This window comes from Sciscionella marina DSM 45152, from assembly GCF_000379465.1.
Classification (GTDB): Bacteria; Actinomycetota; Actinomycetes; order Mycobacteriales; family Pseudonocardiaceae; genus Sciscionella; species Sciscionella marina.
The window spans coordinates 1,020,005-1,042,737 of the sequence record NZ_KB905380.1 but is presented as its reverse complement, the minus strand read 5'-3'; the positions used below and the strand labels follow the sequence as shown (position 1 = coordinate 1,042,737).

22 protein-coding genes are annotated in these 22,733 nt (G+C 67.9%); 15 read left to right on the top strand and 7 right to left on the bottom strand.

The features are described 5' to 3' along the window. The first annotated feature begins 68 nt into the window (after positions 1-68). The 5 genes from A37U_RS0105075 to A37U_RS0105055 all read left to right on the top strand — a co-directional run bounded on the left by A37U_RS0105075 (position 69) and on the right by A37U_RS0105055 (position 5,325). Entirely contained in the window at positions 69-1,502 is a 1,434-nt protein-coding gene (locus A37U_RS0105075) for an MFS transporter (RefSeq protein ID WP_020495535.1), read from the top strand. After that, entirely contained in the window at positions 1,499-2,884 is a 1,386-nt protein-coding gene (locus A37U_RS0105070) for an LLM class flavin-dependent oxidoreductase (protein WP_020495534.1), read from the top strand. Before A37U_RS0105075 ends, A37U_RS0105070 begins: the two co-directional genes overlap by 4 nt. After that, positions 2,881-4,044, top strand: coding sequence for an acyl-CoA dehydrogenase family protein (locus A37U_RS0105065; RefSeq protein WP_020495533.1), 1,164 nt, complete (start codon positions 2,881-2,883; stop codon positions 4,042-4,044). The genes A37U_RS0105070 and A37U_RS0105065 overlap by 4 nt, the downstream gene beginning before the upstream one ends. A 102-nt stretch (positions 4,045-4,146) precedes the next feature. Further along, positions 4,147-4,575 (top strand): DoxX family protein, encoded by a 429-nt coding sequence (locus A37U_RS42255; protein WP_040586719.1) that lies wholly within the window; start codon positions 4,147-4,149, stop codon positions 4,573-4,575. A 108-nt stretch (positions 4,576-4,683) separates the two neighbouring features. Continuing rightward, positions 4,684-5,325: an HAD family acid phosphatase gene (locus tag A37U_RS0105055; protein ID WP_020495531.1), complete on the top strand. Its 642-nt coding sequence runs from the start codon at positions 4,684-4,686 to the stop codon at positions 5,323-5,325. A gap of 23 nt (positions 5,326-5,348) precedes the next feature. Here A37U_RS0105055 and A37U_RS0105050 read toward each other — a convergent pair whose 3' ends face one another. From A37U_RS0105050 to A37U_RS0105040, 3 genes are all read right to left on the bottom strand, one after another. Further along, entirely contained in the window at positions 5,349-5,780 is a 432-nt protein-coding gene (locus tag A37U_RS0105050) for a DUF2871 domain-containing protein (RefSeq protein ID WP_020495530.1), read from the bottom strand. A 70-nt stretch (positions 5,781-5,850) separates the two neighbouring features. Beyond that, the gene (locus A37U_RS0105045) at positions 5,851-6,450 is read right to left on the bottom strand and encodes a TetR/AcrR family transcriptional regulator (protein ID WP_240437480.1); all 600 of its coding nucleotides are present in this window, start codon (positions 6,448-6,450) and stop codon (positions 5,851-5,853) included. Positions 6,451-6,474: 24 nt separating this feature from the next. Then, positions 6,475-6,870, bottom strand: coding sequence for a hypothetical protein (locus A37U_RS0105040; RefSeq protein WP_026196889.1), 396 nt, complete (start codon positions 6,868-6,870; stop codon positions 6,475-6,477). Between the two features lie 10 nt (positions 6,871-6,880). Between A37U_RS0105040 and A37U_RS42250 the strand changes: the two genes are divergently transcribed. Then, the gene (locus A37U_RS42250; protein WP_020495528.1) at positions 6,881-7,279 is read left to right on the top strand and encodes an alpha/beta hydrolase; all 399 of its coding nucleotides are present in this window, start codon (positions 6,881-6,883) and stop codon (positions 7,277-7,279) included. 7 nt (positions 7,280-7,286) lie between these two features. On the opposite strand, the gene A37U_RS0105030 is transcribed toward A37U_RS42250, so the two are convergent. Continuing rightward, a complete protein-coding gene (locus A37U_RS0105030; protein WP_020495527.1) occupies positions 7,287-8,060 on the bottom strand; it encodes an SDR family NAD(P)-dependent oxidoreductase in 774 nt (257 codons plus the stop codon). Beyond that, entirely contained in the window at positions 8,060-9,034 is a 975-nt protein-coding gene (locus A37U_RS0105025) for an acetylxylan esterase (protein ID WP_205622852.1), read from the bottom strand. The genes A37U_RS0105030 and A37U_RS0105025 overlap by 1 nt, the downstream gene beginning before the upstream one ends. A 56-nt stretch (positions 9,035-9,090) precedes the next feature. Between A37U_RS0105025 and A37U_RS0105020 the strand changes: the two genes are divergently transcribed. The 9 genes from A37U_RS0105020 to A37U_RS0104980 all read left to right on the top strand — a co-directional run bounded on the left by A37U_RS0105020 (position 9,091) and on the right by A37U_RS0104980 (position 20,302). Continuing rightward, positions 9,091-11,145 carry a glucosidase family protein gene (locus A37U_RS0105020; RefSeq protein ID WP_020495525.1) on the top strand — a complete coding sequence of 685 codons (2,055 nt, stop codon included), beginning with the start codon at positions 9,091-9,093 and terminating at the stop codon, positions 11,143-11,145. Further along, on the top strand, positions 11,142-12,320 hold the full coding sequence (locus A37U_RS42245; protein ID WP_020495524.1) for a DUF4185 domain-containing protein: 1,179 nt from the start codon (positions 11,142-11,144) through the stop codon (positions 12,318-12,320). The genes A37U_RS0105020 and A37U_RS42245 overlap by 4 nt, the downstream gene beginning before the upstream one ends. 9 nt (positions 12,321-12,329) lie before the next feature. Next, positions 12,330-13,031, top strand: a complete 702-nt coding sequence (locus A37U_RS0105010) for a FadR/GntR family transcriptional regulator (protein ID WP_026196887.1) — start codon at positions 12,330-12,332, stop codon at positions 13,029-13,031. Next, positions 13,028-14,287: an ABC transporter substrate-binding protein gene (locus A37U_RS0105005; RefSeq protein ID WP_020495522.1), complete on the top strand. Its 1,260-nt coding sequence runs from the start codon at positions 13,028-13,030 to the stop codon at positions 14,285-14,287. The genes A37U_RS0105010 and A37U_RS0105005 overlap by 4 nt, the downstream gene beginning before the upstream one ends. A 79-nt stretch (positions 14,288-14,366) precedes the next feature. Continuing rightward, positions 14,367-15,254: a carbohydrate ABC transporter permease gene (locus A37U_RS0105000; protein ID WP_205622851.1), complete on the top strand. Its 888-nt coding sequence runs from the start codon at positions 14,367-14,369 to the stop codon at positions 15,252-15,254. Continuing rightward, entirely contained in the window at positions 15,251-16,072 is an 822-nt protein-coding gene (locus A37U_RS0104995; RefSeq protein WP_020495520.1) for a carbohydrate ABC transporter permease, read from the top strand. The genes A37U_RS0105000 and A37U_RS0104995 overlap by 4 nt, the downstream gene beginning before the upstream one ends. A 27-nt stretch (positions 16,073-16,099) precedes the next feature. Next, positions 16,100-17,341 carry an enolase C-terminal domain-like protein gene (locus A37U_RS0104990; RefSeq protein ID WP_020495519.1) on the top strand — a complete coding sequence of 414 codons (1,242 nt, stop codon included), beginning with the start codon at positions 16,100-16,102 and terminating at the stop codon, positions 17,339-17,341. Positions 17,342-17,645: 304 nt separating this feature from the next. Next, complete coding sequence (locus A37U_RS0104985) at positions 17,646-19,481, top strand: C69 family dipeptidase (protein WP_020495518.1); 1,836 nt, start codon at positions 17,646-17,648, stop codon at positions 19,479-19,481. Between the two features lie 56 nt (positions 19,482-19,537). Then, positions 19,538-20,302, top strand: coding sequence for a crotonase/enoyl-CoA hydratase family protein (locus A37U_RS0104980; protein ID WP_026196886.1), 765 nt, complete (start codon positions 19,538-19,540; stop codon positions 20,300-20,302). Between the two features lie 3 nt (positions 20,303-20,305). Here the strand turns inward: A37U_RS0104980 and A37U_RS42240 are convergent, their stop codons facing one another. Both A37U_RS42240 and A37U_RS0104970 read right to left on the bottom strand, forming a co-directional pair. Then, on the bottom strand, positions 20,306-21,847 hold the full coding sequence (locus A37U_RS42240) for a CocE/NonD family hydrolase (RefSeq protein WP_020495516.1): 1,542 nt from the start codon (positions 21,845-21,847) through the stop codon (positions 20,306-20,308). Between the two features lie 38 nt (positions 21,848-21,885). Continuing rightward, positions 21,886-22,686, bottom strand: a complete 801-nt coding sequence (locus A37U_RS0104970) for an IclR family transcriptional regulator (RefSeq protein ID WP_020495515.1) — start codon at positions 22,684-22,686, stop codon at positions 21,886-21,888. Positions 22,687-22,733: the final 47 nt, after the last annotated feature.

Genomic DNA, 22,733 nt, shown 5'->3' with positions numbered 1-22,733 from the left:
GTCTCCGCGCTGTTCTCACCGCCCGGGAGATACTGACACGACCGCGGTCGCACCGCTTAGCTGAGCCCATGGCAGCGGAGACCACCACCATCGTCGGTTCGGCGGCGGATGTCGCGGGCGTGGTGAACCGGCTCGGCGCGAACACCAGGCATGCCAAGATGATCGTGTTCATCGCGCTCGGCGGGGTGTTCTTGGACGCCTACGATCTGACCTCGCTCGCTTACGGGGAAACCGATGTGGCGCGGGAGTTCGGGCTCGGTCCGGCCGGACTGGGGATCGTGGTCGCCTCGATCTCCTTCGGGGTGCTGTTCGGTTCGTTCTTCGGCGGCTGGCTCGCCGACCGGATCGGCCGGTACCGGGTGTTCATGGCGGACATGTTCTTCTTCGTGCTCGCCGCGATCGGCGCCGCCTGCGCGGTGAACGCGGAGATGCTCGTGTTCTTCCGGTTCGTGATGGGGATCGGGGTGGGCATGGATCTCCCGGTCGCGATGGCGTTTCTCGCGGAGTTCTCCCGTTTGCGGGGCAGGCGCGGAAAAAGCGATCGTACGGCGGCCTGGTGTCCTGCCTGGTATGCCGCGACGAGTGCCTGCTATCTGCTCATTCTCGGGCTGTACGCGGTACTTCCGGTCGAGCAGCACGGTCTGCTGTGGCGGTTCGCGGTCGGTTTCGGCGCGCTTCCCGCGCTGCTGATCATCCTGGTCCGCAAGCGCTACATCAGCGAATCGCCTTCCTGGGCGGCGAATCAGGGCGATCTGGAGGGCGCGGCGCGGATTCTGCGGGATACCTACGGGCTCGTCGTCGAAGCCCGGCCGGATGAATCCGCGGGTACTGTGGCACCACCGCGCGGATACCGGGAGCTGTTCCGCGGGGTGTACCGCAGGCGCACCCTGCAGAATCTGGTCGTCTGCGCGGCGCAGAACTTCGGCTACAACTCAGTGGCCTTCGGGCTCCCGGTGATCATCTCGACCTTCCTCGCCCAGGGCAGCCTGACGACGATCATCGCCTCGCTGCTGCTGAACGTGGCCTTCGCGTTCACCGGCGGGCTGTTCGGCATCACGTTCTCCCGGCGGCTCGGCGCCTGGCCGATGACCCTGATCGGGTTCGCCGCGCAGCTGCTGGCTTTCGTCACGCTCGCGCTGATCGGCACCCCGACGAGCACGGTGGCCATCGTCGCGGCGCTGGCCATGCTCGGGCTGTATCTGTTCGCGCAGGGCAGCGGTCCCGGAGCGAACCTGATGACCTTCGCGGCGCTGAGTTACCCGACTTCGCTGCGCGGCACCGGTGTCGGGTTCAGCAGGGGAAGCGATGCGATCGCCACGGCGGTGACGCTGTTCCTGTTCCCGGTGCTGTCCTCGGCATTGTCCACGGGCGTGTTCTGGGTGATCGCGATCGCCCCGGTGCTCGGTGCCGCCGCGTTGCTGATCGGCCGCTGGGAGCCGGTCGGGCATGACGCCGACGCGGAATCCGCCCATCCCGATCCGGTGAGCCAGGAGGTTCGATGACCAAGCAGATTCACCTGAACGCTTTCGACATGAGCTGTTCCGGGCACCAGTCGCCCGGACTGTGGCGGCATCCCGAGGACCAATCGCATCGCTACACCGATCTCGGCTACTGGACCGATCTCGCGCGACTGCTGGAACGCGGCGGGTTCGACAGCCTGTTCATCGCCGATGTGCTCGGGGTCTACGACGTGTACCGGGGCGGCGCGGAACCGGCCATCACCGAAGGCGCCCAGGTTCCGCTCACCGATCCGCTGCCCGCGGTCGCCGCGATGGGCGCGGTGACCGAGCATCTCGGGTTCGGGGTCACCGTGTCCGCGACCTACGAGCAGCCGTATTCCTTCGCGCGCACCATGACCACTCTGGACCACCTGACCAAGGGCCGGGTCGCGTGGAACATCGTGACGTCCTATTTGGACAGTGCGGCGCGCAATCTTGGGCGGGCGGGCCAGATCGGCCACGACAGCCGCTACGAACTCGGCGAGGAGTTCATGGAGGTGGTGTACAAGCTCTGGGAGTACTCCTGGGAACCCGGCGCCGTGCTGCGGGATCCGGTGCGCGGCCTGTACACCGACCCGGCAAAAGTGCATCCCGTGGCGCACAAGGGAGAGCACTTCGAGGTGCCCGGGATCTTCCTCGCCGAACCCTCGCCGCAGCGCACCCCGGTACTGTTCCAGGCGGGTGCCTCACCGCGGGGAAGGGATTTCGCCGCCCGGCACGCCGAGGCCATCTTCATCACGGGGACCCGCCCGGAGGTGCTGGCCCCGCTGGTCGCGGACACCAGGCGGCGCGCCGAGGAGCACGGCCGTGATCCGCGTAGCCTGAAGTTCTTCGCGCTGCTGACGATCATTACCGGGGAGAACGACGAGCACGCGCAGGCGAAATACCGGGATCTGGCGCGGTATGCCAGCTATGACGGCGCGTTGAGCCTCTACGGTGGCTGGAGCGGGCTCGACCTGTCTCGCTACGACCCGGACACCCCGCTGCGCTATGTGGAGACCGAGGCGGTGCGCAGCGCGGTCGAGGCGTTCTCCAGCGCGGACCCGGACCGGGAATGGACCCCGCGGGAAATCGCGGACTGGGTGGGAATCGGCGGGATGGGGCCGGTTCTGGTCGGCGGACCGGACACGGTGGCCGATGAACTCGAGCGTTGGGTGCGGGACTCCGATGTGGACGGTTTCAATCTGGCCTACGCCATCACTCCGGGAACCTTCGCCGACATCGTCGAGTACGTGGTCCCCGAACTGCGCGACAGGGGACTGGTGCGCACCGGTTATCCCGGCAGCACGCTGCGCGAAACTCTCTACGGCGCCGGACAGCGGCAGCTGCGCGCCGACCATCCCGGTGCCGCGTACCGGTACGCAGGAGAAGGAGCCCGAGTATGACCGACTGGATCGAACGCGCCCGCGAGGTCGCCGCGACCCTGGCCCTTGACGCGGTCGAGCGTGACAAGGCCGGGGCCGAACCGCTCGCCGAGGCGGAACTGTTGCGCAAGGCCGAACTCCCGGCCCTGCTCGTGCCTGCCGCACAGGGCGGCGCCGGGCAGGACTGGGGTACCGCGCTCGCCGTGGTGCGCGAGATCGCCGCCGCGGACGGTTCGGTCGCCCAGCTGATCGGCTACCACTACGTGAACCAGTACAACCTCTGGTTCACCGCCCCGGAGGAGGTCGCCGAACGACTCGGCGGGGAAAGTGCGCGGCGGCAGTGGCTCTGGGGCGATGCGGTCAATCCGACCGATCCGGAGCTGCTGCTGACCCCGGACGGCGAGGGGTATCTGCTGGACGGCACCAAGCGGTTCGCCACCGGGGCGAGTTCCGGGGACGTCATCGTCATCGGGGCGAGCCTGACCACCACCGGGGAACCGCTGTTGGCCGCGATTCCCAGTACCGGTGCGGGAATCACCTTCGGCGGGGACTGGGACAACATCGGCCAGCGGCTGTCCGCGAGCGGGAGCGTGACCTTCGAGCGGGCACCGGTCGCGGCCGGGAACGTGCTCGGATCCCTTGCCCCGGAACGGATAACCCCGCGCGCCACCCTGCTCACCCCGGCCATTCAGGCGGTGTTCGGGCACCTGTATCTGGGGATCGCCGAGGGCGCGCTGCGGACCGCGCGGGAGTACACCCGGACCATCTCCCGGCCGTGGATCCACTCCGGACTGGATTCGGCGACCGCGGATCCGTACGTGCTGGCCACCTACGGGGAACTCGCGGCGAAACTGGCCGCGCTCGGCGCACTCGCGGACCGGGCGGCGGTCGCGCTCGTCGCGGTGGACGCGGCCGGTTCCGCGCTCACCTGGGCCGGGCGCGGGGAACTCGCCGAGCGGATCACCGCGCTCAAGATCGTGGCCACCGAAACCGCGCTCGAGGTCACCGAACGGGTCTTCGAGGTGACCGGGGCGCGGGCTACCGCGAGCAAACACGGCTTCGACCGGTTCTGGCGCAACGTGCGCACGCACACCCTGCACGATCCGATCGCCTACAAGCGGCGTGAACTCGGTGCCTACTACCTCACCGGCGCCGTCCCCGAATTCAGCCTCTACACCTGATCGGCAGGGTGCTCGATCGGATGTGAGCTCCCGGTAAAGTGGTTGAGCGTTCAATCATCAGGTACAGTCATGGGCGACATCGACCTCACGAGGGGAGAAACCATGACAAAGACCAGAGATGTAGTGCTGCTCATCGCGAGAATCGGCATCGGCGTGGTGTTCATCGCGCACGGACTGCAGAAGCTGGCCATCGACGGAATGAGCGCGACGGCGACCGGATTCGTGGAGATGGGCGTTCCGCTGCCGACCCTTTCGGCCTGGGTGGCCGCGCTGATCGAACTGCTCGGCGGGGTCTCGCTCATCCTCGGCCTGCTGCTCCCGGTGTTCGGCGTGTTGCTCGCCGCGGACATGGTCGGTGCCGGACTGATCGCGCACATCGGCTCGGGATTCTTCGCCACCGACGGCGGTTTCGAATACGTCCTGGTGCTCGCCCTCGCCTCGCTCGCGCTCGGATTCTGCGGCGGGCGTTTCACCCTCGACCGGAAACTGAATCCGCGCGCTCCGATGCTGCGGGCGGCGACCGCCGGCTGAGGGGAGGCTTCTCCCTACGGAACCGATCCGGTGGTTGTCAGTGCGGCGGTTCTGCACCAGAGTGCTGCGCAGACGTCGAGGGGGCGGAGATCAAGGAGGTTCCGTGCCATGCATCCTGGCTATCCGCGCGGCTGGGCGAAATCCACCGCACTGGCTCTCTCGCTTGTCGTTGCCGGAACACTGCTCGCCGGAACCACGGCGACGGCGGCACCCGATCCCGCGCCCGCTGCCGCGCGGACGGCGGGTGCGGTGCCGCCCTGGCTGCCGGACTACCGGACCTGGATCGGCGACGTGACGAAAGCCACCGCGCCCGCCACGGGCTACCTCGAATCGGTGCCGATCGAACCCGGCGAGAAACCCGCGATCGTGCTCGACATCGACAACACGAGCCTGGAGACGCAGTACCATTTCCGGCTGCCGGACATTCCGGCGATCGAACCGGTCCAGCGGCTGGTCGAAGCCGCGAAAGACCGCGGGTTCGGCGTTTTCTTCATCACCGGACGTCCGGAACCACTGCGCGAGGCCACCCGGAACAACCTGCGCGCGGTGGGCTATCCGGTCGACGGGCTGGTGCTGCATCCCTTGCCGAGCGCGGAATCATTGCAGATGTTCAAACAGCACGCGAGGGAAGACCTGGAACACCGCGGCTATACCATCGTGGCCAATATCGGGAATTCGGCCGGCGATCTGGCCGGTGACCACGCCGAGCGAACGGTCAAACTTCCCGATTACCACGGCTGGCTGGCGTGATCCGGGCCGCTGTGGCGTAATGCTCAGTTCTTCTTCGCGCCGGTATCCGATTCGGTGTGCCGCAGCCGGGCGTACAGGCAGGCGAACAGGAAAGCGATGCCCACGGTGATCACGATGTGGCCGAGCCCGGCGATTCCCGCGATGGCCGCCCCGGAGGCGGAACCGACCACGGTGAGGGTGCCGTGCACGGTCATCAGCGCCACGGTGATCAGCAGCCCGGCGTTGTAGAACCAGAAGAAGTACCGGAACCAGCGGCTGGCGCTCAGCGTGAAGACCTTCTCCAGGGCCAGCACGATCAGGAAAGCCAGCATGCCCAGCGCGAGCAGGTGTGTGTGCAGGGTGCTGAGCTGGGTGTCCCCGGTGAAGTCATAGGCCTTGGTGAGCTCGCGGTAGTAGATGCCGGCGAGCAGGCCGAGAACGGTGTAGGTCAGGGCGGCGAAGAACAGTTTGCGCATGGTGGTCTTTCGTTCGGAACGGTTTTACTGAGCAAGTACTCAGTAAATATGTGGCCAGCATACACAGGGATCACGGGGTGATCGAGGCGGCGAGGGTGTCCGCGATCGAGGCGGTGCTGGGCAGCGCTTCGAGCCGGGTGCCGCCGAGATGGCCCAGCAGTGCCCGCTGGTGCGCGGCGCCGAGCAGCAACAGCGCGGCCGAATCCACGTCGAGCCCGGCGCGCACCCGGCCCCTGGCGCGTTCCTCGCTCAGATAGTCGATCAGCGGGCCGAGCGCGCGCTGCGGCCCGGACTGGCGGCCGGCGAACTCGGCGTGCAGCTGCGGATCGGCCTGGACCGCGGCGAGGATGCCCGAGATCCGGACGTAGAACGCTTCCAGCGCGTCGAGCAGGGCGAGCAGATTGTCCCGCACGGAACGGCTCGCCGCGCTCTCCAGCACCTCGGTGGCCACGGACTGGTACAGCGGCAGGTGTTCGCGCACCACCGCGCCGAGCAGTCCGAGCCGGTCGCCGAAGTGGTAGAAGATGCTGGACTCGGCGACCCCGGCACGGCGCGCCACCTCGCGGGTGGACAGCTTCGCCACGCCCGTCTCGGACAGCACCGCCTCCGCGGCGGCGAGCAGCGCCTGGCGCACCCCGGTGCTCGGACGCCCTCGAGACTTTCCGGTCATGCGCCCATCATGCCCGGTGCGCCCTCACTGTTCGCACGGGTCACCGATATTCGCGATCGTGTTCGCGAACGAGGGGCGCATCAGCATCGCGTAGGCGTAGACGGCCGCGCTGAATCCGGCGATGATCACCGGCCCGCCGACCATGCCGAGCGGTCCCTTGCCGCCGGGCAGCACGGTGTCCGCCGCGGCGCCGAACTCGCCGAAGTAGCTCAGCACGGCCATCCCCGTGATCCAGATCAGGCACCAGGAACCGGCGCGGAAATCCAGCGCGGTGCGGCGGGCGAATTTCCGGTAGCAGGCGAGGAAAACGTAGCCGAGCGCGATCGCGGCGAACAGTTCTCGTTGACCTCCCAGCCGGTCCAGAACACGATCAGGTTCGCGGAGAGGAACGCGAGCCTGCTCGGGGGATCTCGCCCGCAACGGGCTGCCGATGCCCGGTGCCGCGCTGCTGCTCTCGCCGACCGTGGACATCACCGGGAAGGCGGCGTGCGCACGTGATGCCGAACAGCCCGATCCGGTGTACCCGCCCGCGAAGACCGTCAACTGGCTGCTCGAGGCCTACCTGCCCGATGGGCGCACCGATGATCCGCGGCTGTCCCCGCTGGAGGCGGACACCAGCGGCTGGCCACCTGTGCTGGTGCAGACCGGTGGCACCGAGTGCGTGGTCGCCGATGCGGAGCTGCTCGGTGCCGCCCTGTGCGGGCGGCGCTGCGAGGTGCAGATCTGGCCGGGGCAGGTGCACGGGTTCCAGATGCTCGGCGCCGACTCCCTGCCGGAGGCCAAGGCCGCGTGCGAGTACGGGGCCCGGTTCCTCGCGCAGCGCTGGTGACCCCGGTTCAGGGCCGGTAAGGGCCCTCCGCCGCGTTCACCGCGAGCAGCCCGCCGTCCACCCGGTGTTCGGAACCGGTGATGAACGAGGCACGCGGACCGGCGAGAAAGGCGATCAGCTCGGCGACCTCCTCCGGTTCGGCGACCCGCCCGAGCGGGTGTGCCGCGCCGAGTTCGCCGAGCAGTTCGCCGGTGTCCCGCCCGTCCGCGGTGAGCCCGACCGCCCAGCGCAGCATCGGGGTGTGCACCGATCCGGGGCAGACGGCGTTCACCCGAATCCCCTCGTGCGCGTGATCCACGGCCATGGCCTTGGTGAACGCGTTGATCGCGCCCTTGCTCGCGCAGTAGGCGGCCGCGTTCGTCTGGGCCACGAAGGCCTGCACCGAGGAGACGTTCACGATGGCCCCGCCGCCCCGGGCACGCAGGTGCGGGAGTACGGCGCGGCAGGCGTGGAAGATGCCCTTCACGTTCACCCCGAACACCTCGTCCCAGAGCGCGTCCGAGGTGTGTTCCGCGGTGCCATAGCGCTGGATTCCCGCGGAGTTGACCAGAATGTCGATACCGCCGAACCGTTCCGCGCACGCGGTGACCCAGTCCGCGACCGCGGCAGGGTCGGCGACGTCGAGCACGGTTCCGCTCGCCCCGGGAAGTTCGGCGGTCTCGGTCCCGCAGTAGGCGACCTGCGCGCCGCCCTCGAGCAGCCGCCGCACCGCCGCCGCCCCGATCCCCGCGGAGCCGCCGGTCACCAGCGCCACCGATCCGGCGAATTCTCCCTGTGTCATCACGACTCCTTGATCTTCTCGGCGAACTCGAGCTGGAGCTGTTTCTGGAACGTGCCGCCGCCCTCGTGCCCGGGATAGGGCCAGACGACGAGATCCTTCGGGCCCGCGTAGTGATTGTGCACCGCGAACCCGGTGTGCGGCGGGCAGACCTCGTCGCGCAGTGCCACGGAGAACAGCGCGGGAATCCGGGCGCGCACCGCGAACTGCAGACCGTCGAAGTAGTCGAGGGTGGCGAAGGCCCGGGTGGCGTGTTCGGGATGGGTGCGGCAGTAGCGGGCAAGCTCCACGTAGGGGTCGGCCTCGGTGAGCTCGACCGCGTGCCGGATGTCGCTGAGGAACGGCACATCGGCGAGCAGCGCGGCGACCCCGAAACCCCGCCGTGGTGCGAGGATCGAGGCGGCAAGTGCGATCGCGGCGCCCTGGCTGCCGCCGTGCAGCAGTATCCGTTCCGCGTCGATCTCCGGGTGGCCGTGCGCGAACTCGACCGCGCGCACCGCATCCGCGAACACCCTGCGGTAGTAGTGGTGCAGCGGATCGAGCACGCCCCTGGTGAGGAATCCGGAGACCTGGGGCGCGTGATCGCCGACCGGGTCCGGAGTGTCGGTGCCCTGGCCGCGGGTGTCCACGACCAGTTGCGCGTACCCGGCCGCGCTCCACAGCAGGCGGTCGATGGGCAGCCCGCGGCCACCGGTGTAACCGATGTACTCGATCACACACGGCATCCGACCGGGTACGTTCTCCGGGATCTGCAGCCAGGCGCGGATTTCCTGGCCACCGAATCCGCGAAACGTCACATCGAACACCCGGACGGTGCGTAGCGGTCCTGCCACCGGAACGCATTCGGGAGCGAGTGCGAATGCTGCCGTTTCGGTGAGCGTGTGATCCCAGAACGTGTCGAAGTCCCCTGGTTCCTGGCGTGCGGGCCGGTATCCGCGCAGCTCAGCCTCGTCGATGCCGAACAACATGGAAGTCATTAAATCACTTGATGTCTCCCCTTGGCCGGACAGACATCAAGTGATTAGATGAATTTATGCACCAGCACATCCCCAGGGTGGGAGATCTCGCCGCGGATCCCGTACTCGACCGGCTCGACGAGATGGTGAACCCGCCGGGGCTGACCAACTTCCTCGGCGCGGTACAGGCCGAGCACGATCTCACCGGGCTGCGCGGGGTGAACTTCCCGCCGCTCGGACACGGACCGACGAGCACCGCACTGTGTTATGTGGACGGAAGGCTGTTCCGCTCCCTCGGGATCCCGGTCGAGGTGCGCTGGCGCCCGGACCGGGTGGTGCGCACCGCGGTCTTGGGCGACCTCCGGATCACCAGCACCACGGTGTGCGTCCCGGGCACGACCGCCGTGGCCGTGCACATCGAGATGGCCAACCAGGGAATCGCCGCGCGCACGACCACGATCGGGCTGCGGATGTTCTCCACGGCGGTGCGCAACGGGGGCGGGGTGCACTCCACGTTCCCCGGTGGCACGGAGAACTCACTCGCGGTCGACCGCGAACGGTGCGCGGTGCTCGGCAGCAGCGCGGAAGCGGTCGCCGTACAGGGCCTGGACACCGAGCCGAGCCGGATCGACGAGCGCATTGCCGAGGTCGAGCTCACCGTCCAACCGGGACAGTCGCGGGCGTTCGGTTATCTGCACGTGCTCGCGGACAACGAGACGGACGCGCTCGCCGACTACGACCGGCTCAGCGCGGATGTTCCCGGGCTGCTCGAGGCGGCACGCGAGCAGTGGGACGGCGCGCTGGCCGCGGTCTTCGAGCCGGGCAACGACTGGTTCGACGGGCATCTTCCGGTGCTGGAGACCGATTCCCCGGTGCTGCGCAGGCTGTACTGGACCGGCATCCTGGGTGTGCTCTACTTCCGCAGGGACAACCCGCACAGCGTGCTCGGGCGCACCTTCGACACCCTGATGCCGCGCTACTGGCAGTCCGCGACGTTCATCTGGGACTACAGCCTCAGCTCGACCGTGCACGCGCTGCTGGAACCGAACGTGATGCGCCGTCACCTCGAGCACTGGATCACCACCGACATCCACACCCATTACGGCACCGAATGGCTCACCGGGAAACCGTTCGGCTGCTGGTATTCGGTCAACGACTACGCGATGACCCGGCTGACCCGCGACTACGTGCGCTGGAGCGGGGACACCGACTGGCTGTCCAGCACGATCGCCACCGAGCAGGGTGGTGCGCGGCGGGTGGCCGACCACATGACCGAATGGGCGCGCGCCTGGGAGGGCCTGCGCGGAACCGGTGCGCTCGCCGATTACGGCGGCACCGACAATCTGCTCGAATGCGTTTCCAGTTATGTGCACGAGGTAGCCGGGCTGAACGCGGCCAACGTGTGGGCGATGCGCGCGGCCGCCGAGGCGCGCGGGCTGCTCGGCGAACCGGAGGAGGCCGCGCAGCTGCGTGCCACCGCGGCGGAGCTGGTCGACGCGGTGAGCGAGCTCTACGTGGACGGCGGCGGCTATTGGAACACGCGTCAGCCGGACGGAAGCCTGATTCCGGTGCGGCACTGCTACGACTTCAACACCGCGGGCCAGGCGATCGGCGGTGACCTCCCGAGGCGGCGGCGCGCGGAGATGATCGCCTTCTTCGAGCGGGAACTGCGCACTCCGGAATGGATGCGCGCCCTTTCGGCCTATGACGAGGACGCGGCCTACAGCATCCGGCCCGATCATCAGTACAACGGCGCGTACACGGCTTGGCCCGCCGAGGCGGTCGCGGCACTGTGCGCGCTCGGCGGCGCGGACACCGCGATGGAATGGCTGCCCGGGCTCGCCGGGGCCTGCCGCTGGGGACCACTGGCCCAGGGGCACCTCGCCGAGGGAGACCATGCGGTGAAAGGACTTCCGCAGTACCCGTACCTGATGGACTGGGCGTGCTCCTCGGGCGGCAGCTTCGCCGGCATGGTGATCCAGTCGGTGTTCGGCGTGGACGTGGGGCTGGACGGCGAGGTCACCGCGAATCCGCGGCTGGAGCGCTTCGATGAGCACGCGCGGCTGCGCGGACTGCGCATCCAGGGCCGGGTCTACGAGGTGGACCGCGACGGGATCCGGGAGCAGCGATGACCGCGCGCAGCCTGGCCGGGTTCGCGGTCGCGAGCCTGATCGCGACACTGTGCGCCGCGGTTCCCGCACGGGCCGCGGGAACGGGCGACTGCACGCGCCCGGGCTTCGGCACGGGTACCGCGAACACCGAGCTGACCGGGCAGTTCTCCCGGTACGGCGAACAGACCTCGGACCGGAACTGGTCCGGCGGGGACAGCACCTATTCGGTCCGGCTGCCCGATGGCCGGATTGTCTGGCTGTTCTCCGACACCTTCCTCGGCCCGGTGCGCGGGGACGGTACCCGGGCTCCGGATTCCCCGTTCATCCACAACTCCTTCGTCACCCAGCGCGGGACCGAACTGTCCACTGTGTACGGAGAAGGTCCGGATGCGGTGCTGCATCCGCCGAACGCGGACCCGGACACCGACTGGTACTGGGTCGGCGCCGCGGCGGTCACCGGTGGCACCCTCGCCGTGCTGTACCTGCAGTGGCACCTGCCGAAGGGGAGTCAGGACCCCTTGGGAGACCTGGAATTCCGCGGCAACCTCTACGCCAGGTACGCGCTGGACGACCTGCACCTGATCGACACCCATCCGCTGCCTTCCGCGCAGCCCTTGGTGGAGCGGGGTTCCTGGCTGCTGACCGAGGGCGGTTACACCTACCTGTACGGGGTGCGCGATCACGGCGCGGAGAAGAACATGGAATTGGCCAGGGTGCGCGGGACCGACCTGAGCGGGAAATGGGAGTTCCGCACCGCGGACGGCTGGTCGGACAAGGAGGCCGATTCCGCCCCGCTGCTGCGTGGGGTGGCCAATGAGTACAGCGTCAGCAAGCTCGGCGACGCCTATGTGCTCGTCACCCAGGACACCACGAAGCAGTGGAACAACGAGATCGTGGCCTACACCAGTTGCGCCCCGGACGGTCCGTTCACCGGGAAGACCGTGCTGTACCGGACCCCGGAAGGCGCGCCCGGCAGTGTCTACACCGGACCGAACGGACACACCAGCGACAAGGTGTACAGCTACAACGCGCATGTGCATCCGGAGCTGAGCAGCAGTGGAGGACTCACTCTTTCGTACAACGTGAACACCCTGGACATCACGAAACCCGCGCAGGCTAACGATAATTACGCCGACACCTCGATCTACCGGCCCCGGTTCGTGGATGTGCCGGTCACCGAAGGACGGAAACCCTAGGGAGTGGCGATGACCGAGCAGGCCACGACGCACAACACGCTGTCGGCCAACCTCGCAGACTGGACCATCCAGTTGATCAGGGCCGAAGGGCTCGGCCGCGGGGACGCCCTGCCGACCGCGCGGGATCTCGCCCAACGCTTCGGCGTGTCCACCCCGACCATGCGGGAGGCGCTGCGCAGCTTGCAGGCCACCGAGATCGTGGAGATCAAGCACGGCTCGGGAATCTATGTCGGGCCCAATATCGGGCGCACCGTGCTGCCGAACCGCAACGCAGGGGTGCTCTCCCCGGAACGGTTCGACGAACTGCTCGAGGCCCGGCTGCTGGTGGAACCCCGCTTGGCCGAACTCGCCGCGGGCAACCGCACGCCAGAGCAGGTGCACCGCCTGCGGGAGTGTCTGGAGCGGGCGGCCGGTCGGATCGGTGACGACGCCGCCCTGCATACCGAGAACATGGACTTTCACCGGCTGATCGCCGAGGCCGCGGGCAATTCCGTGCTCGCCGAGGTCGTGGACTCGCTGTTGTCGGTACACGGCCCGGAACAGCGCCAGATTCTGCACATCTACAACGATCGGGAGCGCGACCACGCCGAGCACCTGGACATCCTCGCCGCCATCGAGGCGGGAAAGCCCGTGGTGGCCCGCCGGCTGATCACCAAGCACCTCGAGGTGGTGCGGGAGATCGTGGCGGCCAATGTGAGCGAGGAATCGTGAACCGCCCGCGGGTGCTGGCGGTGTTCGCCGTCGTGATCCTCGCGCTCACCGGATGCGCGGGCGGGACCCAGAAACCCGGCACACTCACCCTGTTCAACGACAAGGACGCCTGGAAACCCTATTTCCAGCAGCTCGGATCCCTTGCCGAGAAAAAGATCGGGCTCGACCTCGAACCCTCGGGGTACACCGATGAGCCGACCTATCAGGCCACGATCCGCTCCTCCTTCCAGACCGATGTGAAGCCGGACCTGTTCACCTGGACCACCGGGCCGGAACTGCGCAAGCTCGTCGAGCGCCACCAGGTCGCGGACACCACCGAGATCTGGGACAAGGCGGTCGCGAACGGGGACATCAGCCCGCAGGTCCGCCAGTACTACACGGTCGGCGGGCGGCAGTACTGCATTCCGCTCGCCAACTCCTACTGGGGCATGTTCTACAACAAGCGCCTGTTCGACCGGTACGGGCTGCACCCGCCGAAGACCTGGGACGAGCTGATCCGGATCGCGAAAACCCTGAAGTCGCACGGAATCGCGCCGTTCTACGAGACGACGAAACTGTTCAGCTTCGCCTGGTTCCAGCAGCTGCTCGCCGGTTCCGATCCGGGCCTTTATCAGCGGCTCGCCGAGGGCAAGGCGAAATACACCGATCCCGGCGTGGTCGCGGTCCTGCAACGCTTCCGGGAACTGGCCGAGCAGGGCCTGTTCTCCGATTCGGGAAGCAAGATCGAACCCGAGGCGCAGCTGAAATCCGGGAAGACCGCCATGGCCCCGGCCGGTACCTACCTGAACTCGAAGTTCCTGCTCTCCGGTCAGCGGATTGGGGTGGACTACGATTTTTTCCCGATCCCGAACGTCAATCCGAAGCTGCCCAAGATCTCGGTGCTCTACGAAACCGGGGCACTGTGCGCGCCGTCGGGATCGGACCGGCTCGCCGAAGCCGAGAAGTTCATGTCCTGGTGGCTCGGCGAGACCGCGCAGCGGCCGTGGTCGACCATCCGAGACGAGGTCTCCACCAATCCCAAGGTGACTACCGAGGCGCCGAGCCTCAACGCGGTCGCGAACGCGGCCAACAACGGTGAGTACCGCCTGCTCAACCGGTACTACGACATCACCCCGGAACCGATCCTCACTCCGGCGGTCGACGCGTTCGGGGCGGTCATGGTGCATCCCGACCAGTACCGCGCGCAGCTGGACATCGTGCAACAGGCAGCGGACGACTACTGGAAAACCGAGGCGGAGAAACACGAAACCGACTGAGCACAGTCGCGAGAAAGTGGCAATGATGCAACTTGACTATGGTCGCGCACGCCCGCGCGGGGCCCACCGTGGCTCCGCCGTGCAGCGCTCGACCCGGTGGTGGGCACCGGGTTTCGTGGCGCCTTCGGTGCTTCTGGTCGCGGTGCTGTTGTACCTGCCGTTCCTGTGGTCGGTGATCACCAGCTTCACCGACAGCGACGGTTCGCAGTCCGACTGGGTCGGGCTCGCCAACTACGGGCGGCTGTTCAGCGATCCCGCACTGCTGACCGCGATCCGCAATACGCTGTTCTGGGTGATCGGCACCGTGGTGCTCCCGGTCGGGCTCGGCCTGCTGATCGCGATGCTGACCTACAACATCAAGGGCGGCCAGTACTTCCGCCTCCCGTTCCTGCTTCCCTACGCGCTCTCCGGCACCGGAACGGCGGTGGTGTGGGGATTCGTGCTGATGAACGGCGGCGCGGCGAGCAGCTTCCTCGAGGCACTGCACGCTCCCGGCGCCGATTCGCTGTGGCTGCAGTCCAGCCCGCTGAACACGATCGTGCTCATTCTGGCCAGCACCTGGCAGATGATCGGGGTGAACGTGCTGATCTTCGTGGTCGGTCTGCAGGCGATCCCCACCGAACCGCTCGAAGCGGCCACGTTGGACGGTGCGAACGCCTGGCAGCGGTTCCGGCTGGTGATCTGGCCGCTGCTGCGCCCGCTGACCGCCGTCGCGATCGGGCTCGCGCTCGTGGCCGGGCTCAAGACCTTCGACATCGTGTGGATCGTGACCCAGGGCGGACCGGGGCGCACCTCGGAAACGCTTGCGGTGACGATGTACCGGGATTCCTTCGTCGCAGGGGACTACGGCTACGGGTCCGCGGTCGCGGTCCTGCTCACCCTGGTCACCGGGATCGCCTCGGTGCTGTATCTGCGCCAGCAGCTGAGCCCCAAGCGCGGGTTCGATGTGGACGGAGGCGGCAAATGAAGGCCGTGAAATCACTGCGCTATGTCGTGCTCGCGGTGCTCTCCGCGATCTGGCTCGCCCCGGTGTACCTGCTCATCGTGAACGCCATCCGGCCGGTCGAGGAGTACGACGGGACCGAGAACTGGACCCCGCCGCACGGTTTCGGCCTGTTCACCAACATCGCGCAGGCCTGGGAGCGCGCCGATCTCGGGCCGAGTATCGGCAGCACCGTGCTCTACAGCGTGCTCGGTCCGTTGATCGCGGTCGTGCTCGGCGCGATGGCCGGGTTCGCCATCACGGTACTGCGGCTGCGGCACGGATTCGCCTGGTTCATCGTGGTGTTCGGCGGGACCGTGCTCCCGATGCAGATGCTGCTCGTCCCGCTGTTCCTCGGCTATGCGGGCGGCGGCATCTACGACAGCCAGGTCGGGCTCGTGCTGATCTACACCACGATCAGCGTTCCGCTGGCCGCGCTGATGATGCGGAACTTCTTCTCGGGCATCTCCTATTCGCTGTTCGAGGCGGCCATCATGGACGGTGCCTCGATTCCGCGGGTGTTCGGGCAGATCTATCTGCCCATGGCGCGGCCCGCGCTGATCGCGGTGTTCATCCTGCAGTTCACCTTCACCTGGAACGACCTGCTGCTCGGGCTTTCGCTGTCCCGCAGCGACAACGTGCGCCCGGTGATGACCTCGCTTTCCTCGCTGCAGAGCGCCTACGCCGGGGCGACCGTGCCCGTGGTGCTCGCCGGCGCGCTGATCGTCTCGCTGCCGACCGTGCTGGTTTTCCTGCTCACCCAGCGATTCTTCACCAGGGGACTGACGCTGTCCCAGATCTAGCTTTCGGACGCAACTACGAGGGAGACCATGAAGATCGTCGATGTCCGTGCGACCACTGTCGCCGTTCCGCTCGAGGCACCGCTGCGGCACAGCAACGGTGCGCACTGGGGCCGGTTCATCCGCACCATCGTGGAGATCGAGGCCGACAACGGGCTCATCGGTCTCGGCGAGATGGGCGGGGGTGGGGAGAGCGCGCAACTGGCCTTCGCCGGGCTCGAACCCTATCTGCTCGGCCACGATCCGGCCCAGCTCGAGGCACTGCGGTTCATGCTCGCGAACCCGACCGCTAGCCTGTACAACAACCGCACCCAGCTGCTCGCCGCGGTCGAGTTCGCCTGCCTCGATCTGCTCGGCCAGCAACTCGGCGTCCCGGTGCACGCCCTGCTCGGCGGGGCGTTGCGCGCGGAGGTCGAGTTCGCGAGTTACCTGTTCTTCCGCTACGCCGATCCGCGCACCCGGAACGGGGAGGTGCGCACCCCGGAACAGCTCGTGGAACACGCGCGGGCACTCAAATCCGAACACGGCTTCGGCACCCACAAACTCAAGGGCGGGGTGTTCCCGCCGGGCTACGAACTCGACTGTTACCGGGCGCTCGGCGAAGAATTCCCCGGCGATCTGCTGCGCTACGACCCGAACGGCGCGCTCTCGGTCGCCGAGGCGGTGCGGTTCGGCACGGCGACCGCGGACCTGAACAACGAATACCTCGAAGACCCGAGCTGGGGCCTGCACGGGATGCGCCAGGTCCGGGAGAAACTGACCGTGCCACTGGCCACGAACACCGTCGTGGTGAACTTCGAACAGCTCGCCGCGAACGTGCGCGACCCGGCGGTGGACGTGGTGCTGCTGGACACCACCTTCTGGGGCGGGATCCGGCCGTGTGTCAAGGCGGCCGGGGTGTGCGAGACCTTCCAGCTCGGCGTCGCCGTGCACTCCTCAGGGGAGCTCGGTATCCAGCTGGCCACCATGCTGCACCTCGGCGCGGTGGTGCCCAACCTCGCCTTCGCCGCCGACGCGCACTACCACCACCTGCGCGAGGACATCATCGAGGGCGGGAAATTCCGTTACCGGAACGGGAAGATCGCGGTGCCGGACGAACCCGGACTCGGGGTGCGCCTCGATCGGGAGAAGCTCGCCGAATACGCCGAGTTCTACGAGCGCACCGGAAACTACCCGTACGACCGGGATCCGGGGCGGCCCGGCTGGTACCCCTTGCTGCCCAACGACCGCTGGGCCGATCCGGAGGACGCCACCTGCCCGGAGGTGTACTGAGCCGCGTGAGAAAGAATACGACCGGCACATAGTGGGAAAAGCAACCAAGCGTGTATGGAAGATCACCGCGGGTCAATGCGGTGCAGCGGTGTCCACAGTGGACGTCGAGCACTGAACCACGGCCGGAACTCCGCGCTGATCAGCGCAATCACCGTGGCCCGGTGCTCCGCTCTCGCCCGCACGCGGGTGGTTATTCTAGCCGCCCCGAATCGGTACCCGGCCGGTGGTGTGTTTGGTTCCTGTTTGTTCGCCGCTAGCATCCCATTTCGGAAATCAGGCGGAAAACGAGGAGGAAAACGTGGGTATGCCGCGTTTGGTGGCGATAGCGGCAGTCGCGGTGTGCGTACTCGGATCGGTGCCGCTGGCGTCGGCGGCGACACAAGAGGCACCGCGGCAGGCGAAACCGGCAGCTCCGAGCAAGCAGCACTCTGCCGGAGCGGACAAGAGTTTCGCGGTCTACGTCGGCAAGAATCTGACCGAGAACAAGCACACCTTCCTCGGTGGTTTCGGGCACGAGCCGTCGAGTCACTGGGTGGATATCGTTCCGCACCGCAAACATCCCCCGGGATCCACGATCCAGGTCGGCGCCACCGACAAGGCGGACATGCCGGGCAAGCTCACCCGCATCCCGCAGGCACCGGAGACGGCGCGCTACATAAGCTCCGACTACTCCGAATTCGTCGGCTTCCCGGCCCCGCTCACCAACGGTGGACTCAACGAATACGGGGTTGCCGCGCGGGATGTGTGGTCCGATTCGCGCACCGAACTCGTCGATCAGACCCCGAAGGATCAGACCGGGCCGAATTACAGCGATCTGTCCAGGATCGCGATGGAACGTGCGCACAGTGCCCGTGAGGCGGCACGGATCGTCGGCTCGCAGATCGACAAGTACGGCTACACCACCTATGGCGGGAATTCGCATCTGTTCGCCGATGCCAACGAGGGGTGGGTGCTCATCGAATTCTCCGGCGGAAAAGGGCTCTGGGCGGCGCAACGCCTCGGCCCGGACGATGTGCGGGTCTCCTATCCGGGTTATATCGACCATTTCCCGGCCGACTGGCAGCACGATCCGAACTTCATGGCCTCGCCGAACCTGATCTCCTACGCTCAGGAACGCGGCTGGTGGCAGCCGGGAACGGACTTCGACCCGCAGAAGGTGTACGGCACGCCGTTCCCCGGAAAGCCCGTCGCGGTCGGCAAACCGGCCGACCCCGAGGATCCCTCGCCGTACCGGAACCCGCCGTCCCTGGAGGCCGAGTTCCGCGAGCTCAAACCGGTGCGCCTGCAGGACGTCATGCGGATCGTGCGTGACCCGCGCTGGTCGGACGACCGCTCCGGATACGGCCAGGTCGCCGAACTCGACAACTCGGTGTCGAACAGGGCCGTGCCCGGCAAGGATCTCTCGAAACTGTGGCTGGCGACGACCGCCGCGGTCACCGCACCCTATATCCCCATCTACCTCGGCACCCAGTCGATTCCGCCGGAGTACCGCCAGCACCGGTACCTGACCCACGGCGCCTCGGAGGAATACCTGGACCCGCAGTTCGCCGAGCAGGAGGCCACCGAATCGGCGACCCAGACCTACAAGCGGCTGATGTACGCGACCTGCGCGCGGCCGAAGCGCTACCTGGACGAGGTCACCAAGGCCCTCGAAGGGTACGAGGCCCAGATCCTGCGCGATCAGGGCGATGTCGAACAGCAGGCGCGCGAACAGTTCTCCTCCGGGGACGCGGCAGGCGCCCGGGCCACGCTCACCGAGGCGAGTACCGGCTGGGCCGAGAACGGCCTCGAGCTCGGGGATTACCTGCTGGACAAGGAACTCGCCGGGGACAAGGCCGAGGGCGGGATCCACAAGCCGAAGGTCACCGTTCCCGAGGGGGAGACGATGAACCCGGAGAGCAGCGATATGTCCCTGCGCAGCGAGGAAACCGCGCGCGACCGGATGAACTGCGACCTCGGTGGCGGCTGGGCGGACGGCGGCACACTGGCCAGGAAGGGACACTACGGTGATCCCGCGGATGTCCCGGACTACCGGGGCTCCGAGGGGAACTGGTGGCCGTACGCGCTCACCGGCGCCGGCGGACTGCTCATCGGCGGGATCGCGGTCTGGCTGGTCAGGCGCCGGGTGAGCCGATCTTGACCGGCTCCCGGTCCGCTGCGAAGAATGAGCCGGACGACAGCGTGTGAGGAGTAGATGTGACAGACAGTGTGCGGACCGAATTCGGTGAGGGCATCGCCCTGATCACGATCGACCGTCCAGAGGCGAAGAACGCGGTGAACGCCGAGGTCGCCGAGGGGGTCGCCGCGGCGATCGACGAGTTCGAGTCGCGCACCGACCTGGTGATCGCGATCCTGACCGGTGCGGGCGGGACCTTCTGCGCCGGGATGGACCTCAAGGCGTTCACCAGGGGCGAGTCCCCGGCGGTGGAGAGCCGCGGGTTCGGCGGGCTGACCTCGAAGCCGCCGGAGAAACCGCTCATCGCGGCGGTGGAGGGCTGGGCGCTCGCGGGTGGCTGTGAGCTCGCTCTTGCCGCCGATCTCGTGGTCGCCGCGCGGGACGCCAAGTTCGGCCTTCCCGAGGTCAAGCGCGGACTGATCGCGGCGGCCGGCGGACTGCTGCGGCTGCCCAAGGCGCTGCCCTATCAGCTCGCCATGGAGGTGGCGCTGACCGGTGATCCGATCACCGCGGAGGCCGCGCACGCGCACGGGATCGTGAACCGGCTCACCGATCCGGGCGGCGCGCTGGACGGGGCCCGCGAGCTCGCCGGGCGGATCGCCCGCAACGGGCCGCTCGCGGTGCGCGCGACCAAACGGCTCGTCTCCGGCACCATCCGGTGGACCGACGAGGAGGCGTTCGCCGGCCAGGGCGAGATCATCGGCCCGGTGCTCGCCTCGGCGGACGCCATGGAAGGTGCCAAGGCGTTCGCCGAGAAGCGCGAACCGGTCTGGCGCGGGGAATAGTGCTCAGAGCACCTGGCAGCGCAGTTCCGCCCCGGTGACCCGGATGGTGCCCGTGCTGGTCTCGGTCGCGGTCCAGAAATGCTGTTCGTTCCCGGGATGCGGGGCATACCGGGGGAACGCGGAACCGGCCAGGGTGACCCGCAGACGGTGCCCGGCCCGCATCCGGTACCCGGTCTCGCCGAGGTCCACCCGTGCCCGCGCCGGCCAGGGCGCGGTGGCCTGCGCCGCCCCGTCCAGGATCCGGAAGGCGCGCCCGTCCGGGTACACATCGGTGAGCGTGACCATCAGATGGGTGCTCGGGCCGCTCGCGGAGACCTCGGCCCGCAGTTCCACCGGGCCTGCCAGGTCCAGTGGCGCGTCGAACGGTTCGGTGGTGCAGGAGCGCACATCCGCGCGCTCGTGCACCGCACTCTCCTCGGGCGGCTCCACGAGCGGGACATAGGGATCCACGAGGCTGGGCACCGGATCGGCCGGATCGTGCACCCACTCCAGCCCGGTTCCCGGCCGGTCGCTCAGCGCGCCGGAGGCGTCGGGGAACCAGGAGCGGGGCGCGCTCTCCGGTGGCGGCCAGGTCCCGGCGGTGCGCAGCCCCTCCCCGGACCGGGCCAGCCGCCAGCGCACCGGCGGATGCGGGTACTCGCCGAGGCCACGCAGGTGGTGGTCGAAGAACTCGAGCAGCGGGGCGAGGTAGCCGTCGATTCCGGGGTCCGACCACGGCTCGTCCGGTTCACGCAACGCCGTCCAGCCGTGGTCCACCGCGTCGAGCAGCAGGTACTGCGGGGCCGTGCCCGCCGAACGGGCCGCGCGCCACGTGGCCAGGTGCCCGCGCTGCAGGAAGTCGAAATGCCCGCCGAGATGCAGTGCGGGGATGTCACCGCGCACCGGGTACGCGGCCCCGGTGCGGCCGCCGTGCGTCCACTCCTCGAGCAGTGGGTTGCCGAAGCCCAGCGCCTCGGGCAGCAGCTTGGACAGCGGGCGCACCGACCAGTCCAGCGCCCCGGTGTACTCGTAGAGCTCGCGGTCACTCCAGGTCTCCAGTGCCCACACCGCGGCGAGTTCGAGCGGGAACACCCCCTGTCTGTCGAGCACCGCGTCGAGATCCGCGCTGGACACGCGCGGGGCGATCGCCCGCAGCGCCGGGTGACCGCTCGAAGCCGCCGCCCATTGGGTGAACCCGTAGTAGGAGTTGCCGAACATGCCGACCGTGCCATCGCACCAGCTCTGCCCGGTGATCCAGTCGATCGTGGCGTACCCGTCGGCGGCCTCGGCGCGGAACGGCGGCAGTTCACCCTCGGACCGGACCTTGCCGCGTACATCCTGGGCGACCACGGCATACCCGTGTTCGGTGAACCACCGGGCGAGGTCCGGGATGCGGCACTCCGGTGCCGCTTTGTCGTAGGGGATCCTGGTCAGCAGCACCGGCCAGCGCGATCCCCGCGCCGGCAGATACACGTCGGTGGCCAGTCGTACCCCGTCGCTCATCGGCACCCGGTGCTCCCGCGCCTGTGCGGGGACCGGGGCGGGAACCCTGCGTTTCGCCCTCATCGTGATCGAGCTTAGGCCGCCCGCGATGCGGGACGCGGTCAGGATCCCGCTCGTGGACGCGGTACCAGCGATCCGACCGGCGGACCGATCGATGATTTCCGGACGAGCCGTTGTGCGTCGGCCGCGGCCCGGAGCAGCTTCGCGGTCATCGCCTTCTCGTCGAACCGCTCGATGTCCCCGCCGAGCCCGAGCGCGGCGATGATGCGGCCGTCCCTGCCGAACAACGGGACCGCGAGCGCGATCGTGTCGGGCACGTACTCGTTGCGGCACTTGGCGAGTCCGCGCCTGCGCACGACGGCGAGCTCGGCTTCCAGGGCGACCGGTGCGGTGATCGTCTGCGGGGTGCAGGCCATCATCGGCGCGTGCCGGATGAACCGTTTCGCGAGCAGCGGATCGTGCGCGAGCAATGCTTTTCCCGCAGCCGTGCAGTGCATGAACGCCCGTTCCTCGGTCTGCGCGACGACCGCGAGCTGGTGCTGATCGAAGAATGTGTCGAGGTAGTGCACCAGCAAACCATGTGCGACACCGAGACTCACCAATTCCCGGGTCGCCGTATAGAGTTCGAGCAGAACCGGTTTTATCAAGCGTCGCAACAGCAAGTCATTCGAATGATTCTCCGTGAGCCGCGACCAGTCGATGGTGTAGTAATCACCCATCCGCTTGACTGTCGCACAGGCGATGAGTTCGCGCAGTAACCGGTGTGCCGTGCTCTTCGCGAGTCCGGTGGATTGCGCGATTTCCGTGAGAGTGAGCGCCCGGTGCGAGGCATCGAGCAGCTCGAGCAGACCGATCGTGCGCGCGATCGCGTTTCGTGGCGGAGGATCGGTGATTACGGGCATGATTTCACCATGTCGGCACCGTCCGGGAGAATCAGCGCTACTGAGGC

What these genes read in the sequence shown, in the direction of transcription:
- A37U_RS0105075 (WP_020495535.1), top strand. Translation starts at nt 69, where the DNA reads ATGGCAGCGGAGACCACCACCATCGTCGGTTCGGCGGCGGATGTCGCG.
- A37U_RS0105070 (WP_020495534.1), top strand. Translation starts at nt 1,499, where the DNA reads ATGACCAAGCAGATTCACCTGAACGCTTTCGACATGAGCTGTTCCGGG.
- A37U_RS0105065 (WP_020495533.1), top strand. Translation starts at nt 2,881, where the DNA reads ATGACCGACTGGATCGAACGCGCCCGCGAGGTCGCCGCGACCCTGGCC.
- A37U_RS42255 (WP_040586719.1), top strand. Translation starts at nt 4,147, where the DNA reads ATGACAAAGACCAGAGATGTAGTGCTGCTCATCGCGAGAATCGGCATC.
- A37U_RS0105055 (WP_020495531.1), top strand. Translation starts at nt 4,684, where the DNA reads ATGCATCCTGGCTATCCGCGCGGCTGGGCGAAATCCACCGCACTGGCT.
- A37U_RS0105050 (WP_020495530.1), bottom strand. Translation starts at nt 5,780, where the DNA reads ATGCGCAAACTGTTCTTCGCCGCCCTGACCTACACCGTTCTCGGCCTG.
- A37U_RS0105045 (WP_240437480.1), bottom strand. Translation starts at nt 6,450, where the DNA reads ATGACCGGAAAGTCTCGAGGGCGTCCGAGCACCGGGGTGCGCCAGGCG.
- A37U_RS42250 (WP_020495528.1), top strand. Translation starts at nt 6,881, where the DNA reads ATGCCCGGTGCCGCGCTGCTGCTCTCGCCGACCGTGGACATCACCGGG.
- A37U_RS0105030 (WP_020495527.1), bottom strand. Translation starts at nt 8,060, where the DNA reads ATGACACAGGGAGAATTCGCCGGATCGGTGGCGCTGGTGACCGGCGGC.
- A37U_RS0105025 (WP_205622852.1), bottom strand. Translation starts at nt 9,034, where the DNA reads ATGACTTCCATGTTGTTCGGCATCGACGAGGCTGAGCTGCGCGGATAC.
- A37U_RS0105020 (WP_020495525.1), top strand. Translation starts at nt 9,091, where the DNA reads ATGCACCAGCACATCCCCAGGGTGGGAGATCTCGCCGCGGATCCCGTA.
- A37U_RS42245 (WP_020495524.1), top strand. Translation starts at nt 11,142, where the DNA reads ATGACCGCGCGCAGCCTGGCCGGGTTCGCGGTCGCGAGCCTGATCGCG.
- A37U_RS0105010 (WP_026196887.1), top strand. Translation starts at nt 12,330, where the DNA reads ATGACCGAGCAGGCCACGACGCACAACACGCTGTCGGCCAACCTCGCA.
- A37U_RS0104995 (WP_020495520.1), top strand. Translation starts at nt 15,251, where the DNA reads ATGAAGGCCGTGAAATCACTGCGCTATGTCGTGCTCGCGGTGCTCTCC.
- A37U_RS0104990 (WP_020495519.1), top strand. Translation starts at nt 16,100, where the DNA reads ATGAAGATCGTCGATGTCCGTGCGACCACTGTCGCCGTTCCGCTCGAG.
- A37U_RS0104985 (WP_020495518.1), top strand. Translation starts at nt 17,646, where the DNA reads ATGCCGCGTTTGGTGGCGATAGCGGCAGTCGCGGTGTGCGTACTCGGA.
- A37U_RS42240 (WP_020495516.1), bottom strand. Translation starts at nt 21,847, where the DNA reads ATGAGGGCGAAACGCAGGGTTCCCGCCCCGGTCCCCGCACAGGCGCGG.
- A37U_RS0104970 (WP_020495515.1), bottom strand. Translation starts at nt 22,686, where the DNA reads ATGCCCGTAATCACCGATCCTCCGCCACGAAACGCGATCGCGCGCACG.